Source organism: Salinifilum aidingensis (assembly GCF_054782015.1).
Genome location: NZ_BAAGTH010000010.1, coordinates 61,757 through 77,219, shown reverse-complemented (window position 1 = coordinate 77,219; position 15,463 = coordinate 61,757). Strand labels below are relative to the sequence as shown.

The 15,463-nt window shown below is 73.2% G+C and carries 16 protein-coding genes; 7 read left to right on the top strand and 9 right to left on the bottom strand.

All coding sequences use genetic code 11. From position 1 onward, the window contains the following. The first annotated feature begins 31 nt into the window (after window positions 1-31). Window positions 32-1,030: a sugar phosphate isomerase/epimerase family protein gene (locus tag ACYVJE_RS14630; RefSeq protein ID WP_461144887.1), complete on the top strand. Its 999-nt coding sequence runs from the start codon at window positions 32-34 to the stop codon at window positions 1,028-1,030. A gap of 376 nt (window positions 1,031-1,406) precedes the next feature. Further along, a complete protein-coding gene (locus ACYVJE_RS14625) occupies window positions 1,407-1,865 on the top strand; it encodes a carboxymuconolactone decarboxylase family protein (protein WP_459156636.1) in 459 nt (152 codons plus the stop codon). 93 nt (window positions 1,866-1,958) lie between these two features. On the opposite strand, the gene ACYVJE_RS14620 is transcribed toward ACYVJE_RS14625, so the two are convergent. From ACYVJE_RS14620 to ACYVJE_RS14610, 3 genes are all read right to left on the bottom strand, one after another. Beyond that, entirely contained in the window at window positions 1,959-2,369 is a 411-nt protein-coding gene (locus ACYVJE_RS14620) for a roadblock/LC7 domain-containing protein (protein ID WP_459156637.1), read from the bottom strand. A 395-nt stretch (window positions 2,370-2,764) separates the two neighbouring features. Continuing rightward, complete coding sequence (gene pepE / locus ACYVJE_RS14615; protein ID WP_461144886.1) at window positions 2,765-3,505, bottom strand: dipeptidase PepE; 741 nt, start codon at window positions 3,503-3,505, stop codon at window positions 2,765-2,767. A 110-nt stretch (window positions 3,506-3,615) separates the two neighbouring features. Further along, the gene (locus tag ACYVJE_RS14610; protein ID WP_459156639.1) at window positions 3,616-3,999 is read right to left on the bottom strand and encodes a phage holin family protein; all 384 of its coding nucleotides are present in this window, start codon (window positions 3,997-3,999) and stop codon (window positions 3,616-3,618) included. A gap of 201 nt (window positions 4,000-4,200) precedes the next feature. Between ACYVJE_RS14610 and ACYVJE_RS14605 the strand changes: the two genes are divergently transcribed. After that, window positions 4,201-5,247, top strand: a complete 1,047-nt coding sequence (locus ACYVJE_RS14605; RefSeq protein ID WP_459156640.1) for an LLM class F420-dependent oxidoreductase — start codon at window positions 4,201-4,203, stop codon at window positions 5,245-5,247. A gap of 327 nt (window positions 5,248-5,574) precedes the next feature. Here ACYVJE_RS14605 and ACYVJE_RS14600 read toward each other — a convergent pair whose 3' ends face one another. Together ACYVJE_RS14600 and add are read right to left on the bottom strand one after the other, a co-directional pair. Beyond that, entirely contained in the window at window positions 5,575-6,252 is a 678-nt protein-coding gene (locus tag ACYVJE_RS14600) for an HAD family hydrolase (protein ID WP_461144885.1), read from the bottom strand. Between the two features lie 167 nt (window positions 6,253-6,419). Continuing rightward, complete coding sequence (add, locus tag ACYVJE_RS14595) at window positions 6,420-7,445, bottom strand: adenosine deaminase (protein ID WP_461144884.1); 1,026 nt, start codon at window positions 7,443-7,445, stop codon at window positions 6,420-6,422. Between the two features lie 71 nt (window positions 7,446-7,516). Here add and ACYVJE_RS14590 point away from each other — a divergent pair, with 71 nt between their 5' ends. Further along, a complete protein-coding gene (locus tag ACYVJE_RS14590) occupies window positions 7,517-8,233 on the top strand; it encodes a substrate-binding domain-containing protein (protein WP_461144977.1) in 717 nt (238 codons plus the stop codon). Window positions 8,234-8,325: 92 nt separating this feature from the next. Here the strand turns inward: ACYVJE_RS14590 and ACYVJE_RS14585 are convergent, their stop codons facing one another. Both ACYVJE_RS14585 and ACYVJE_RS14580 read right to left on the bottom strand, forming a co-directional pair. Beyond that, window positions 8,326-9,651 carry an MFS transporter gene (locus ACYVJE_RS14585; protein ID WP_461144883.1) on the bottom strand — a complete coding sequence of 442 codons (1,326 nt, stop codon included), beginning with the start codon at window positions 9,649-9,651 and terminating at the stop codon, window positions 8,326-8,328. 222 nt (window positions 9,652-9,873) lie between these two features. Further along, window positions 9,874-10,842, bottom strand: a complete 969-nt coding sequence (locus ACYVJE_RS14580) for a D-2-hydroxyacid dehydrogenase family protein (RefSeq protein ID WP_461144882.1) — start codon at window positions 10,840-10,842, stop codon at window positions 9,874-9,876. 180 nt (window positions 10,843-11,022) lie between these two features. Here ACYVJE_RS14580 and ACYVJE_RS14575 point away from each other — a divergent pair, with 180 nt between their 5' ends. Beyond that, window positions 11,023-11,814 (top strand): cupin domain-containing protein, encoded by a 792-nt coding sequence (locus tag ACYVJE_RS14575; protein WP_459156646.1) that lies wholly within the window; start codon window positions 11,023-11,025, stop codon window positions 11,812-11,814. On the opposite strand, the gene ACYVJE_RS14570 is transcribed toward ACYVJE_RS14575, so the two are convergent. Beyond that, window positions 11,798-12,292, bottom strand: coding sequence for a hypothetical protein (locus tag ACYVJE_RS14570; RefSeq protein WP_461144881.1), 495 nt, complete (start codon window positions 12,290-12,292; stop codon window positions 11,798-11,800). The genes ACYVJE_RS14575 and ACYVJE_RS14570 overlap by 17 nt on opposite strands. 476 nt (window positions 12,293-12,768) lie before the next feature. On the opposite strand from ACYVJE_RS14570, the gene ACYVJE_RS14565 reads away from it, so the two are divergent. After that, window positions 12,769-13,191: a hypothetical protein gene (locus tag ACYVJE_RS14565; RefSeq protein WP_461144880.1), complete on the top strand. Its 423-nt coding sequence runs from the start codon at window positions 12,769-12,771 to the stop codon at window positions 13,189-13,191. Between the two features lie 106 nt (window positions 13,192-13,297). Here the strand turns inward: ACYVJE_RS14565 and ACYVJE_RS14560 are convergent, their stop codons facing one another. Further along, complete coding sequence (locus ACYVJE_RS14560; protein WP_461144879.1) at window positions 13,298-14,044, bottom strand: IclR family transcriptional regulator; 747 nt, start codon at window positions 14,042-14,044, stop codon at window positions 13,298-13,300. 216 nt (window positions 14,045-14,260) lie between these two features. Here ACYVJE_RS14560 and ACYVJE_RS14555 point away from each other — a divergent pair, with 216 nt between their 5' ends. Next, the gene (locus ACYVJE_RS14555; RefSeq protein ID WP_461144878.1) at window positions 14,261-15,433 is read left to right on the top strand and encodes an NAD(P)/FAD-dependent oxidoreductase; all 1,173 of its coding nucleotides are present in this window, start codon (window positions 14,261-14,263) and stop codon (window positions 15,431-15,433) included. The last annotated feature ends 30 nt before the right edge of the window (window positions 15,434-15,463 follow it).

Genomic DNA, 15,463 nt, shown 5'->3' with positions numbered 1-15,463 from the left:
CGCCCCGTCCACTCCACCGGAAGGATCCGCCATGCCGCTGAAGCTCGGTGCCTACACCGCCTGCCTGCACGACCGCGACCTCGACCAGGCGCTCGACACCCTCCGGGGGCACGACCTCACCTCCGTGGAGGTGAACACCGGAGGTTTCCTGCCCGCGCCCCACTGCCCCGTGGACGCGCTGCTGGCCTCGCCCGAGGCGCGGCGCGACTACCTCGAGCGCTTCCGCTCCCGCGGAATGGAGCTCACCGGCCTCAACTGCAACGGCAACCCGCTGAGCCCGCTGCCCGGAACGGGGCCGAAGCACGCCGAGGACCTGCGCCGCACCATCCGGCTCGCCGGCGAGCTCGGCGTCGGCACGGTGGTGACCATGTCCGGCACGCCCGGGTCCGACCCGGACGCGAAGTACCCGTCGTGGGTGGTGAACCCGTGGGACGGCGCGTACATGGACGTGCTCGACTACCAGTGGGACGTGGCCGCGCGGTTCTGGGGCGACATCGCCGCGCTCGCCGCCGAGTGCGGCGTGCGGGTCGCCGTCGAGATGCACCCGCACAACCTCGTGTTCTCACCGGTGACGCTGACCCGGCTGATCGAGCTGACCGGATCCGAGCACATCGGTGCGGAGATGGACCCCTCGCACCTGATGTGGCAGGGCATGGACGTGGAGGCCTGCATCCGCCACCTCGGGTCGCGCGTGTTCCACGCCGCGGCCAAGGACGTGGCGCTCTGCCCCGGCGTCGACGTCCGCGGTGTGCTCGACACGTCGTTCGGCCGCGTGCCCGCGGACTCGCCGGACAAGGTGCCCACCGGCATCGGGACGTGGTGCAGCTCCTGGCCGGAGGATCCGGCGTGGCGGTTCGTCGCCGTGGGCGTCGGCCACGACGCCGAGTACTGGTCCGGGTTCCTGGCCGCGCTGGCCGAGGTGTCACCGGACATGCCGGTGAACATCGAGCACGAGGACGCCGCCTACGACACGGCGGAGGGGCTCGCGACCGCCGCGCGGACCCTGCACGCGGCAGCGGCGAAGCGGTGACTCCCTGCTGGTGGGCGCCCTCTCGGACGGCGGCGCCCACCAGCCCGCCAGCGGCGGGGCGGCCACCCGCCCGTTCCCCGCGCCTGCGGAGCTGTCCCCGCGGCGCTCCGGACGAACGACGGCATCCGGCACCGCGCGGTGGTCAGCGCTCCAGGCCTGCACCGGGACGACGTTCCCGGACCGGCCGGGCGAGCCGCAGCGCCGCACCCGACCACCTGCGCTGTGCGCGCGATCACAGCGCGGAGCTGTCACGTTTCCTCCTGCTACGGACGTCTCCCCGGTGCGACGAGTCCTCGATCGAGGCCGGCCTCGATCGGGGACTCGTCGGCCGATCCGGAGAAACTGCGCGCAGCCGCGCGAACCGAGGAGGGACGACATGGGTGAACGCGTCGACCTGGCGGGCCGCACGCCGGGGATCTACCGGGCGATGGGGGAGTTGGCGCAGCGGACGCAGGAAGCGGTCGACCCGGTGCTGCACGAGCTGGTCAAGATCCGCGCCTCGCAGATCAACAGCTGCGCGTTCTGCCTCGACATGCACACCCGCGACGCGCGGGCGGCCGGTGAGACCGAGCAGCGCCTCCACGCGTTGTGCGCGTGGCGGGAGGCGCCGTTCTTCACCGAGCGGGAGCGGGCGGCGCTGGAGCTGACCGAGGCGATCACGCTCGTGCACCGGGACCAGGTTCCCGACGATGTGTACGAGCGGGCGCGGGCGGTCCTCGACGAGGACGAGCTCGCCGCCGTGGTGTGGGGCATCGTGGCGATCAACGCGTGGAACCGCATCGCGATCACGACACGCGCCGTGCCCGGGACCGATCCGCGCGTCCCGGATGCGTGACGCTCCCGCCGGGTGATCACCGCCCGGTGGCCGGTCCGCCGGTGACCGCCGGGCGGTTCGCCCCGCACGGTGGTCACCGCACCGGCCGGGTGGTCACGCGTGCGCCGCGCCCAGCACCGGCCGGGGAGCCGTGTGCACGCACTCGGCCACGCGGTCGACGATCAGGTTCATCTCGTAGGCGATCTCGCCCGGATCCACGTCGGCGTCGGCCAGCACGGCCAGGCACGCACCGGAGCGCGTGGACGTGACGAACAGGAAGCCGTGGTCCATCTCGACGAGGGTCTGGCGCACTCCCCCGCCTGCGAAGCGCCGGCCGGTTTCGCGGGCGACGCTCTGCAGCGTCGAGGCGAGAGCGGCCAGGTGCTCCCCGTAGGAGGCCGCCAACCCGCTCGAGGACCCGGCGAGCAGCCCGTCGAGGGACAGAGCGATGGCGTGCCAGGTTCCCGCAACGCGGTGCACCAGATCGTCCAGGAGGTACGTGAGCTCGTCGTTGCGTTCGAACATTCCCGGCCACCCCTTCAGCGTCGGTACGCACGCGGTCGTGGTGTCGAACCTGCGCGAGGTTCGACCTGTTCGGTTGTCGGCCTTGTGCGGCGGTTCCCCGCAGCGGGGCGGCCAGGTTATCGCGCCGGTGGCCGGGGCCTTCCGCGGTGCTTCCGCGAGCACCGCCGCGTGCGGGCCGGGAGCCGGTGGCCCGGCTCCCGCACCGCAGCGCTCGCTGCGGTGCGTGATAAGGCCACCGCACAGCGAGATCAACTCCTGCTCAGGCGGCCCGCACCCCGCGCGGGATCCGCGCGAACCGGACGCAGCCCACCGGGCAGGAGCACACCGCACGCGAGTTCGCAAGGCCCCGCGTCGAGTCAGATCACCGCACAATCCCACCCGTTCGAGGGACATTCTCAATCGATATCGAACCGCGGGACCGTGTCGAGGAGGAAGGAGACATCGCTTTCGGGAGGGACCTCCTCCGGTTCGGCCCCGCGCCGGAACAGCCGCGCCCCGGTCGTGCCGCCGAGCACAGCGCGCCCCTCGCGGGCCCGGACCCACGACCCCTCGCGCACGCCGAGCACCGGTACGTCGTTGTCCTCGAGGAACTCCAGCAGGCGCCGCTCCCGGGTCTCCCCCATGTGCGTGCTGTCCGGGTCGGCGTCGAGGAAGTGCGGGTTGATCTGGAACGGCACCAGCCCGGTCGCCGCGAACGACCGCGGCTGCGCGATCGGCATGTCGTTGCTGGTGCGCAGCGACGGGCAGGCCATGTTCGTGCCGGCGCTGGCCCCGAGGTAGGAGGCGCCGTGCTCGACCACCATCCGCAGCGGACCCACCAGCTCCTGCGCGTGCAGCGCGGTCAGCAGCCGGAACGAGTTCCCGCCACCGACGAAGACCGCTTCGGCCTCGCGCAGCGCCGCGTGCGGGTCCGCGCAGCGGTGCAGGCCGTGCACGGTCACGTCCAGGTCGACCAGGGCCTCGGCCACGCGGGTGGTGTAGGCGTCGTGCTCGCGCTGGGCGTAGGGCACGAACAGCAGGTCCTTCCGCCCGGCCAGCAGCTCGGCCACCGCGTCCAGGGCGTACTCGAGGAACCCGGAGCCGTGCTTGGCCCCGCTCGACAGCAGCAGCAGGTCCGCGGTGCCCGCGCCCTCCAATGCGGCCTCCTCCCGCAGCGCGCCCCCGCTGGCGGTGTCCTCCCGCCCCGGCGGCGTCCTCCAACAGCGCCTCGGCGATCATCCTCGCAGACCGCCCGGCCCGATCCGCCTCAGACCCGCTCGACCTCGCGCTCCCGGACGAGGCCACCGAGGGCCGTGCTGACCAGGGACACGATCAGCGCGCCCCAGAACGCGGGCCAGAAACCGCCCACGTGGAACGGCAGGGACAGCTGACCTGCGATGTAGCTGGTCAGCCAGAACAGCAGTCCGTTGACCACGAGCCCGAACAGCCCCAGGGTGAGCACGTAGAGCACGCACCCGAGCGTCTTCGCGATCGGCTTGAGCACCGCGTTGACGACGCCGAAGACCACGGCGACGGCGATGAGCGTGCCGATCTTGGCGGCGGTGCTCTCGCCCTCCAGCGTGATCCCGGGGAGCACGGTCGCGATCCAGACGGACACCGCCGTGATCAGGATGTGCAGGATGACTACCACGCTCGCTCAGCCTCCCCGTTCGACGACTCGGAACACCTCCGACGCTACCGATCGCGCACCCGCCCCTGCTCGGCGCGGCGGGCAGGCGCACCCGGGCGGGGCGCGCGGACCGCGTTTCGGGGCTCCCGCACACGTTTACTCACCGGTAGCCTGCGCGCAACGAGGCAGTCGCACCCCTTCCGACGGGACGAGAGGACGAGCATGCGCATCGGAATGCCGCTGAACTACAGCGGAGGCTTCGACGAGACGGTCGCGGAGCTGAACACCTACGAGCGGGCCGGGCTGGACATCGTCTACGTGCCCGAGGCGTACTCCTTCGACGCGGTCAGCCAGATGGGCTTCATCGCGGCGCGCACCGAACGCCTGGAGATCGCCTCGGGGATCCTGCAGATCTACACCCGCACGCCCACGCTGACCGCGATGACCGCCGCCGGCATGGACTACGTCTCCGGCGGGCGGTTCACCCTCGGCATCGGCGCGTCCGGACCGCAGGTCATCGAGGGGTTCCACGGCATCCCCTACCAGGCGCCGCTGGGGCGCACCCGGGAGATCGTCGACATCTGCCGGCAGGTCTGGCGCCGCGAGCGGGTGCAGCACCAGGGCAAGAACTACGCGATCCCGCTGCCGGAGGGGCAGGGCACCGGCCTGGGCAAGCCGTTGAAGCTGATCAACCACCCGGTGCGCGAACGCATCCCGATCATGATCGCCGCGATCGGGCCGAAGAACGTCGCCATGACCGCGGAGATCGCCGAGTCCTGGGAACCGATCTTCTACGTCCCGGAGAAGGCCGACATGGTCTGGGGCGAGTCGCTGCGCGAGGGCCGGCAGCGCCGCGATCCGAACCTGCCGCCGCTGGACGTGGTGGTGCAGGCGCCGCTGGCGATCGGCGAGGGGCTCGACGAACTGCTCGACCTCGGCCGTCCCCAGCTGGCGCTGTACATCGGCGGCATGGGCGCCAAGGGCCGCAACTTCTACAACAACCTCGCCCGCCGCTACGGCTACGAGGAGGAGGCCGAGCGCATCCAGGACCTGTACCTGGACGGCAAGAAGGACGAGGCCGCCGCGGCGGTGCCGCGCGAACTGCTCGAGAAGACCTCCCTCGTCGGTTCGGAGGGGCACGTCAAGGAGCGGCTCGCCGCGATGAAGGAATCCGGCGTGACCACGCTCAACGTCACCCCCGTGGCCCAGGACGCCACCGAGCGGGCGCGGCTGATCGAGCGCGTCAAGCAGCTCGCCGACGAGGCGTGATCCGCCGGTGCGCGCTCGGGGACCCCGCCGCGGTGGGCGCCCCGAGCGCGACGCCGGCTGCGGTGGGCACAGCTGTGGTGGCCCCTCGCCGCGGTGGGCCTGCTGGGGCGAGCGCACCGGATGCCGAAGACGGCCGGGCACCGGCTGCTGCGGCCCGCTCCCGAACGCGGCCCCGCCACTCTGGGACCGTTCCAGACGATTCAATTTTCATGAAAATTGGAATCCATCCCCACGCGGTCGGGCGACAAGTTGTCCACAACGCAGGCCGTGTCGGGCATTGACCGGACGCGTGCACCACCGAGCGGGTGGCCTTCGGGAGGGCGCCGTTCAGAAGTGCTCGCGCAGCAGCGGGAAGGCCTCGACCGCGCGGAACCTCGCGTGCCCCTCGGGGACCTCCTCGGTTTCCAGCGACCACGTCATCGGGTGCGGCACGAGCACCGCGCCGATCCCGGCCTCGAGGGCGGGCCAGATGTCGGAGCGCGGGGAATTGCCGATCATCCAGGTCCGCGCCGCGTCCAACCGGCGCTCCTCGACGAAGTCGGCGTAGACCGCGGCGTCCTTCTCCGGAACGATCACGACGTCGTCGAAGAACCCGGCCAGCCCCGAGACGTCGACCTTCCCGGACTGCTCGGCGCGGTCGCCCTTGGTGACGAGGAACAGCCGGTGCCGCTGGTGCAGCTCGTGCAGCGTCCCGCGAACCCCGTCGAGGAGTTCGACGCGCTGCTGCCGGATCGGCGCGCACGCGTCGGTGACCAGCCTCCGGTCGGCCTCGTCCGGCTCGCGGAAGGCGGCGAGGCATTCGCCGAGACTGCGCTCGAAGACGTCGACGCCGTAGCCGTGGCGCCGGCTGTTGACCGCTTCGATCGCGTCCAGCTGCGCGCGGAGCCGCTCCCGGGGCAGGCCGGGGCCGGCGACCTCGTCGAGGACGCGCTCGACGGCCCGCTCGAACAGGACGTTGTTCTCCCAGAGGGTGTCGTCGGCGTCGAAGAGGAGGTTCTGCGGCATGCCAGGTCCTTTCGCGGTCGGTGTCGGATCGTGCGGCGCGGCTGCCCGCACCACGCCGCCCCAGCGCCCTCGGCGCCGCGTCGAACCGGGGACGTGCGAGCGGCCCCCGATCGGTGCTGCGCGGCAACCGTTCCCGCAACGGCGAGCGCCAGCACCGCAACGAGGCGCTAGCAGGGCCGCTCCGCCGCGGCGGAGCGGAAAGCGGCGTCGCGGGCGTTGTCCTGGCAACGCCGTTCGTGCTCGGCCGTCCATCCGAAGTGCTCGGCCATGCGCGCGAATTCGCGGCCCAACGTGGTGTCCGATGTGGAACGCGCATCGGTGTTGACGGTCACCGCGATGCCGTCGGCGAGCATCCGGTCGGCGGGGTGCGCGGCGAACCCGGCCACCGCCCCGGTCTGCGCGTTGCTCGTCGGGCAGGCCTCCACCGCGATCCCGTCGGAGTGCAACCGCCGCAGCAGCGCTGCGTCCGCAGCGGAGCGCGCGCCGTGTCCGATGCGATCGGCACCGAGCACGTCGAGGGCCTCCCACACGCTCTCCGGGCCCGCTCCCTCGCCCGCGTGGATCGTGATCCCGAGCCCGGCCTCCCGGGCCGCGTCGAAGGCCGCGCGGTGCGGCGCGCCCGGGTAGCGCTCGTCACCGGCCAGGTCGATCCCGGCGACGACGTCGCGGTGCCGCACCGCGAGCTCGGCCACCCGCCTGCTCGTCTCCGGCGAACCGTCCCGCATGCAGCACAGCAGCAGCCCGGTGCGCACCCCGGTCTCCGCCGCGCCGTCGGCGAGCCCGGACGCGACCGCGGTGATCGCCCCTTCCATGCCGAGTCCGGCGCGCGTGTGCAGCTGCGGGGCGAAGCGCGCCTCGCCGTGGACGACCCCGTCGGCGTGCCAGTCGTGCACGAGCTCCCGCGCCACGCGCCGCAGCGCCCGCGCCGACTGCAGCACGCTGACCGCGAACTCGACGTGCGCGAGGAACGCGGGCAGGCTGCCGCACTCCGGCGGGGCGACCACGAGCTCCCGCGCCGGCCGCGTCACCGGCACTCCCCCCGCGGCGGCCAGTTCGACCGCCGTGTCCGGCCGCACGCTGCAGTCCAGGTGGCAGTGCAGGTCGTAGCGGGGCAGGTCGTACCGACCCGCACCGCACAGCGGCACCCCGGCGGGGACCGCACCGCCGTGCCCCGGGGCCTCCTCTTCGCGCATGACGCACCTCCCGTTCGGTGCGAGTGATTCTAATCGATTAGACTCACAGGGGGAACGCGGGCGCGTTGACGGTGATCGCGAACGCCGACTTCGACCCCGCCCAGTACGACGCGGCGGTGCGCGCGTTCCGCTCGGCGCAGGTGGACGGCTTGGTGCTCGTCCCCACGGGCGAGGAGGTCGACGGAACCGTCGACGCGGGCGAAACCCCGGCGGTGTACGTGCACCACCGGCCGGAGAACTCCCGGTTGCCGCTGGTGGCCGCCGACAACACCGCCTCGGTGACCGCGGCGGTGCAGCACCTGCGGCACCACGGGCACACCGAGATCGGCTTCCTCGCCGGTGAGCGCGACCGCGGACCGCTCGGGCAGCGACGGGCCGCCTGGCAGGACACCCGCCCCGCCGGACCGCTGCTGCGGTGCGCCGCTGACCGCGCCGCGGCCCGCGACCTCGCCGCCGAGCTCGCCTCGCGCGGCGAGCTCCCGTCCGCGCTGGTGGTCGCCACGGACGAGCAGGCGATCGGCGTGCTGGCCGCGGCCGGTGCCCGCGGAGTCGCCGTTCCCGGCGAGCTCGCCCTGATCAGCTGCGACGGCACCGGCGAGGCGGCCTTCACCGTGCCCGCCCTGGCGGCTGTCCAGCAGCCGCTGGCGGCCGCTGCCGAGGAGGCGGTGGCCTTGTTGAACTCCCCGGAAGCGGGCGACCGCGCTCCCGCTGCGCAGCTGGTCCCGCGCCGCAGCTGCGGCTGCTCGGACCCGGCGGCGGAGCCCGCCGCGCCCGGAGCAGCCGACTGACCGGCGTCCGGCGCACCGCGGACCGCCCGGACGCACCGGGCGGTCCGCGGCCGCCGTCGTGCTCCCCGCCCTGCGGGGGACATCGCACGGGGTCAGTGCGCGGGCGAGTCCGCCACCGCCGCCGAACGGCGCCGCTCGGCCAGCGTCTCCGGCAGCAGTGCGGCCGAGGCGAAGGTGATCAACCCCATCAGCACGAGGAACGCCGAGACCGAAGCCGTGGTGCCGGTGGTGGCCAGCAGCGCCGTCATCAGGAACGGCGTGCCGCCGCTGACGAGGATCGCCGCCAGCTGGTAGGCCATCGAGGCTCCCGAGTAGCGCACGCGCGGTGCGAACAGCTCGCTCATGTAGGCGGCCAGCGGTCCGTAGTTGAAGCCCGAGCAGACGCTGCCGATCACGGCGGCGAGGGTCACGCCCACCATGGTCGCGGTCTCCACGAGCCAGAAGAACGGGAACGCCCACAGCACGAGCAGCCCGCCGCCGAGCCACACGAGCGGTCGCCGTCCCCAGGAATCGGCCAGCCGCCCGGCGACGAAGATGACCGCCACGCCGACGACCGAGCTGAACAGGGTCACCGTGAGGATCGAGGTGCGTTCCATGCCGAGTTCCCGGGTGGTGTAGTCCAGCAGCCCGGAGATGCTGATGTAGAAGATCGAGTTCGAGGCGAACAGCAGGCCCGAGCCGAGCAGGACGGTGCGCCAGTGCGTGCGCAGCACCTCCAGCAGCGGGGCCTTGGGCCGGGCGGCTTCGGCCTGCTCCTTCTCCGAGCGGAGGCGCTGGAACACCGGGGTGTCCTCGACGCGGAGCTGGATGAACAGCACCACCGGGGCGAGCACGGCGCTGGCGAGGAACGGCACCCGCCAGCCCCAGCTCAGGAACGCGTCGCCCGGGGCCAGCACACCCATGAGCAGGAAGGCGGCGTTGCCTGCGAAGACGCCCACCGGCACGCCGACCTGGCCGAACGATCCGGCCATCCCGCGGCGGGAGGACGACACGTTCTCCGTCAGCAGCAGCACGATGCCGCCCCACTGGCCGCCGACGGCCAATCCCTGCAGGAACCGGAGCGTGACGAGGACGATCGGCGCGGCCATGCCGATGGTTCCGGCGGTCGGCAGCAGGCCGATGAGGAACGTCGCCGCTCCCATGAGGACCAGCGAGGTGACGAGGGCGGGTTTTCGGCCGACGCGGTCCCCGAAGTGGCCGAACAGCAGCCCGCCGATGGGCCGGGCGACGAACCCCGCCCAGAAGGTGGCGAAGGACAGCAGCACACCGATCAGCGGCGTGCTCGCGGGGAAGAACAGCGGACCGAACACGAGAGCGGCCGCCGTGGCGTAGATGAAGAAGTCGTACCACTCGATCGAACTGGCGACGAGTGCTGCGGCGAGGAGTTTGCGGGGGGCTTGCTGGTGGCTCGCGGTCATTGCGGGCTCCACTGCGGATCGGCGGACCGACTGGTTGGTATGACCGTGATGCACGTCTCACCACGCGTCAACCACGCTTCCGGTAGCCGGGAGCGGCCGGTTCGGCGCCCGCCGGCCACCGCCTCCCCGAGGGGTGATGTCGTCCCCGGTCAGCAAGCCGCCGCCGCGGCGAGGAGGCCGGCGAGCGGCCGCACCTCCCCGTACCGCCGCGGCGCGAGCGCCTCAGGTGTTCGCCGCGTTGAGCACGCGCACCGGCGCTCCGTCCAGGTACGCGCGGATGTCCTCGACGGTCTCGGTGTAGAAGGCGCGGTAAGTGCCCTCGGTGACGTAGCCGAGGTGCGGCGTGAGCACCGTCCGCGGCGTGCTCCGCCACGGGTGGTCGGCCGGCAGCGGTTCCCGCTCGAACACGTCGATCCCGGCCCCGGCGATCCGCCCCGCGTGCAGCGCCGCGCGCAGCGCCGCCTCGTCGACGATCGGCCCGCGCGAGGTGTTGACCAGGTACGCCCCGGGGCGCATCAACCCGATCTCGCGCTCGCCGACCAGCCCGCGCGTGCGAGCGCTGAGCACCGAGTGGATCGTCAGCACGTCGGCGCTGGCGAACAGCTCGTCCTCGTCCACCCGGTGCGCCCCCACGGCGGCCGCGTCCCGCTCGGTGAGGTTCTGGCTCCACGCGATGACCGGCATGCCGAACGCGCGGCCGATCGTGGCGACCTGCCTGCCCAGGCGCCCCAGCCCGAGCACGCCGAGCGTGCGCCCGTGCAGCTCCAGCCCCACGCTGCCCTGCCACAGGCCGGCGCGCACCCGTGCGTCCTCCTGCGGGATGTTGCGCAGCAGCGCGAAGATCAGGCCCCACGTCAGCTCGGTCGTCGGCACCCAGGAGGCCTCCGGGGTGCCGCTGCTGGTGCCGCAGACGGTGATGCCCAGTTCCCGCGCGGCGTCCAGGTCGATCGCCGCGTTGCGCATGCCCGTGGTCACCAGCAGCCGCAGGTTCGGCAGGCGCTCCAGCACCTCGCGGGGGAACCCGCTGCGCTCCCGCATCGCCGCGACGATCTCGAACGGCCGGAGCCGTTCCACCAGTTCGCCCGGACCGGCGACGGCATCGGTGAAGAACTCCGCCCCGGCGGGCAGGGATCCCCAGTCCGCGTACTCCCGCGCGACGTCCTGGTAGTCGTCGAGCACCGCGATTCGCACCGCACGCACCTCCGCTGACGTTCCTCTTCCGGTCGGGCCGGCCTCCCCGGGACACCGCGCGTGCGGCGGCACCGGGCGTGCCACCACCGACCGGAACCGGCCGCGCTCGGTGCCGGCCCGTACCTGCGCCGTGGCACACCCTGCGTGGCCCGCGGCTGACCGCCGGGGGAGACTGGCACCGTGATCGGACCGACCGTACTGCACCTGCTGCCGTTGAGCGTGTTCCAGGCCGACCGCACCGAACCGCTGCGACCCGCGTCGCTCGACCACGAGGGTTTCGCGCACTGCTCGCCGGACCTGACCACCGCGCTGGCCGTGGCGAACAGCCTGTACCGGGCCGAGAACGAGCCGATGATCGCAGCGGAACTCGACCCGGAGCGCATCACCTCCCCGCTGCGCTGGGAAGCCGCCGCTCCCGCCCCGCCGCCGGGCGTGGACCCCGGTACCCCGTTCCCGCACGTCTACGGACCGCTGGACCGCTCGGCGGTGGTCGACGTGTACTACGCGCGCCGCGGCCCGGACGGCACGTTCCTCTCGCTGGAGACGCGCAGCCACACCGCCGAGGAGTTCGACCTGCTGCCGCACCCGGAGGGCGGCTGGTACCGGCGCACGTGGACGAGCCCGTTCGCGCTCTCCCGGGACGGGTCCCCGCGCCCCTCGGCGACGGCGATCTACTTCCTGCTCACCCCCGGGGAGACGTCCCGGTGGCACACGGTCGAGTCGGAGGAGCTGTGGATGTGGCACCGGGGCGGGCCGCTCAACCTGCACCTCGGCGGCGAGGGGAAGCGGCCCGCGGAGCACCCGGAGCACATCTCGCTCGGCGCAGGTGCGGGTCAGAGCCCGCAGGCCCTGGTCCCGGCGCGCACGTGGCAGTGCGCCAGCGCCGCGCCCACGGTGGAAACGCTGGTCAGCTGCGTCGTCTCCCCCGGGTTCGACTTCGCCGACTTCCACGTGCTCAACGAGGACGCCTGAGGCCGGCCCCGCGGGCGGCAGCGGACCGCGCTGGCGAGCGGACGGGCCGCTTCCCGGTGCCGCCGCCCGGGTCGGTGCCGATCAGCGGGTGCGCCTGCCCGCTCCGGGAGACGATCGTCAGCAGCAGGACCAGCAGCGCGACGCCGGCGGAGGCGGCCGGCGTGATGCGGCGCGCGGCCCCCGGCAGCACCGCGGTGGGCGGTGTGCGGTCGGCGCCGGGCACGCGGCGGTCCGGTGCGGGACGGCCCGGCTCCTGCTCGGCGAGCGGTGCGGGTGGTTCGGCGGCGTGCCCCGGCGCCGGCTCCGGCGCGCCGGTACCGGAGCTGGGCGGGCGGCGGAGGCGGCTGCGCTGCGCGGGGCGCGTGCCGAGCATGCGGTGCTCGTACCAGCACATCGCCAGCGACGCCCCGATGATGACCGTGATCAGCACCCCCGCGAACGCGGCGAACGCGGCCAGCGAGTTGAGCACTCGCCTCACCCCCCGAAGTTCAGCAGCTCGTTCTCCGGACACCCGGCGGATCGGCGGGCGCCCGGCCCCGCGCGTCCGCGTGCGACCGGCCGCGCCGCGGCAGCGGGCCGGTTCCGGTGAGCGGATTTTCGGCGCGTTCGGCCTTTCGCGTCGACGGTAGGGCCTGCGCGGAGATCCCGCTGAAGACGAACCCGGCTCACCCCACGGACGAGTGACCCGGGATGCGGAGGAGCGGGGGCGGACGCGGCGGAGATCCCCACCGCATCCGCTCACCCGTCCGCTCAGCGCGGACGAGGAGATCAATCCGGGCGAGTACGATGGGATAACGGTTTCGTCACCGTCCTCCGCCGCCGCACGCGCGAAGCGGCGGGGAACGCGGGCGATGCCCCACCGCGGCGGCGCACGCCGGAGCAACGCGCAGGCGGCGCGCTCCGGCGGTCCGGGTGCACCGCTCCACGGGACACCGATGCAGGAGGTCACTGATCGTGCAGGGCTACGGCGTCCATCTGCTCTTCCACGTGCTGGCGGCCGCGTGCGGCGCGGGCTGCGGCGTGGCAGCCGCCCTGTGGTGGCACGAGTCCCTCGCGTTCGCACTGGTGCTCGCCGTCGCCGCGCTCGTCGTCGGACTCCTCGTCCTCCTCGCCCAGGGCCGCTACATCGCCGCCCAGCGATCGGAGCGCCCGGCGGAAGCCGCTCCCGCCGGTGCGCACGCGGAACACCGGCCGCGGCACGGCACGCGCCCCGGCCTGCCCACCGGTGCCGAAGCGCCCGCTCGCGCGGCACCGCGCACACGCCAGGACCTGCCGGCGGGGACGACGCAGGTGAGCGGCGGCACCCCCCGCACCGCGGACGGGGCCTCCGCCGCCGAACCGACCCGCCGCGCGGACGAGCGGCGGCGCGGCCGCTGAGCACTCCTCCCAGGGCTGGATCGGTCCGGCCGGGCGGTCGTTGCGCGGAGTACCGCGCTGTCACGTGCAACCTCCGCTCGAGATTCCGCGTGACCGCGCGGCCTCCTCACACCCCGAGGTAGCCGAGCTGCGAGGAGAGTTCCTTGGCCGCCACGCGCATCGCGCCGACGACGTCGCGGACGCGGCGGCGCGAGAAGCGGTAGGACGGCCCGGAGGCGCTGAGCGCCGCGACGACGGAACCCTCCTGGTTGTAGACCGCCACGGCGGCGGCGTTGAGGCCGAGCTCGAGTTCCTCGAAGGAGGCGGCGTACCCGTCGCGCGCGATCACGTCGAAGTCCTTGCGCAGCTGCCCGGCATCGACCACCGTCCGGTTCGTGTAGCGCTGCAGCGATTCCCCGAGGATCGCGTCCTGGTCCTCCTGCGGGGCGTGCGCGAGCAGGACCTTGCCGCTCGAGGTCGCGTGCAGCGGGGTGCGCTGCCCGACCCAGTTGTGCGCGGTCACCGCGGCGGTGCCGCGGGCCTGGCTGATGTTCAGGGCGACGTCGTTGTCGCGGATCGCGATGTTGACCGTTTCCCCGAGGTCGGAGGCCAGGGAGTCGCAGAACGGCCGCCCGAGCCGTGGCAGGTCCATGCGCTCGGTCGCCGCCCCCGCCAGCCGCACGACGCCGAACCCGATCGTGTACTTACCTCGCTCGCTGAGCTGCTCCACCAGGCCGCGTGACTCGAGCACGCTGACCAACCGGGAGGCCGTGGACTTGTGCACTCCCAGTTCCGAGGCGATCTCGGTGATGCCGGCTTCTCCGCTCCGCGCCAGCAGTTCCAAGACGGTGACAGCCCGGTCGACGGACTGCACCAGAGCGCCCGAGCTCCTTCCGTGTGTCTCCGCTGAACTACCCACGGTCCAACCGTATCCGTTCCACGTGCCATTTCCGGAACCATCTGTGATCCCTCTTGACGTTGTCGGAACCCGAGAGCGAAATTTGTTGCACATATTACTCCCGGTTTCGTGTGATGCAACGGAGGTACGTGTGCGTTCTCCCGGTGGGCCCGGCGGATCCGGGCTGGCGGTATGAAGGCGGTCGCCGTCGTCGGAACCTCGATCGCGGGCTGGCGCGCGGCGCAGGAGCTGCGGGAGCAGGGGTTCGACGGGCGCCTGGTCATGATCGGCGAGGAGTCCCACCGCCCCTACGACCGGCCCGTGCTGTCGAAGGACTTCCTGACCGACGGGCAGTCCTCGGACGAGCTCGCGCTGGCCACCGAGAAGGAGGAGGACGCCCTCGAAGCGGAGTGGCGTCCCGGCACCAGGGCGGTCGGGCTGCGGCCCCGGCAGGGCTGCATCGCGCTCGACGACGGCACCACCGTCGCCGTCGACGGCGCCGTGCTGGCCACCGGCGCCCGCCCCATCACCCTGCCCGGAACGGAACACCTCCCCGGCGTGCACTACCTGCGCACGCTCGACCAGGCGCACGCGCTGCGCACCGAACTCGCACCGGGCATGCGCGTCGTCGTCATCGGTGGCGGGCTCATCGGCACCGAGATCGCCTCCGCCTGCCGCGGCCGCGGAGCGCACGTCACCCTCGTCGAGGCTCAGCACATGCCGCTGGCGCGCACGCTCGGCATCGAGCTCGCCCCCACCTGGCTCGCGCTGCACGAGGACCACGGCGTGCGGATGCGCTGCGGCACCCCGGCCAGCAGGGTGCTCGGCCGGGACCGCGCCACCGGGGTCGAACTCGCCGACGGACGGGTGCTGCCCGCCGATCTGGTCGTCGTGGAGGTCGGCAGCCGCCCGGTCACCGAGTGGCTGCGCGGTTCGGGCGTGAAGGTCCGCGACGGGGTGGTGACCAACCCGGGCGGCGTCACCGCCGTGCCCAATGTGGTGGCCGTCGGCGATCTCGCCCGCTACCTGCCCGCGCGGCGCGGCCGCACCGCGCGCAGCGACCACTGGTGGACGGCGATGAACCAGCCGCCCGTTGCGGTGCGGAACCTGCTCGCCGGGTGGACCGTCTCGCACTACGCCGCGATCCCCCGGTTCTGGTCGCGGCAGTACGGCAACCTGCTGCAGTTCGCCGGGTTCCCCGGCCCGAAGGACGAGGTCCGCGTCGTCGACGGGTCCCTGCGCTCGCACCGCTTCGTGGCCACCTACCACCGCGGTGGGCGCACCGTGGCGGTGTGCGCGTTCAACAGCCCCAAGGCCTTCTCCCGGCACCGCCGCCGCCTGTCCGCGGCGCTGCGCCGGGAGTAGCGGTCACTTCGCCGGGTCGTCCCGCCCGTT

Excerpts from the sequence above, each read along its gene's own strand:
- ACYVJE_RS14630 (WP_461144887.1), top strand. The coding sequence starts at position 32 with ATGCCGCTGAAGCTCGGTGCCTACACCGCCTGCCTGCACGACCGCGAC.
- ACYVJE_RS14625 (WP_459156636.1), top strand. The coding sequence starts at position 1,407 with ATGGGTGAACGCGTCGACCTGGCGGGCCGCACGCCGGGGATCTACCGG.
- ACYVJE_RS14620 (WP_459156637.1), bottom strand. The coding sequence starts at position 2,369 with ATGTTCGAACGCAACGACGAGCTCACGTACCTCCTGGACGATCTGGTG.
- ACYVJE_RS14605 (WP_459156640.1), top strand. The coding sequence starts at position 4,201 with ATGCGCATCGGAATGCCGCTGAACTACAGCGGAGGCTTCGACGAGACG.
- ACYVJE_RS14600 (WP_461144885.1), bottom strand. The coding sequence starts at position 6,252 with ATGCCGCAGAACCTCCTCTTCGACGCCGACGACACCCTCTGGGAGAAC.
- add (WP_461144884.1), bottom strand. The coding sequence starts at position 7,445 with ATGCGCGAAGAGGAGGCCCCGGGGCACGGCGGTGCGGTCCCCGCCGGG.
- ACYVJE_RS14585 (WP_461144883.1), bottom strand. The coding sequence starts at position 9,651 with ATGACCGCGAGCCACCAGCAAGCCCCCCGCAAACTCCTCGCCGCAGCA.
- ACYVJE_RS14555 (WP_461144878.1), top strand. The coding sequence starts at position 14,261 with ATGAAGGCGGTCGCCGTCGTCGGAACCTCGATCGCGGGCTGGCGCGCG.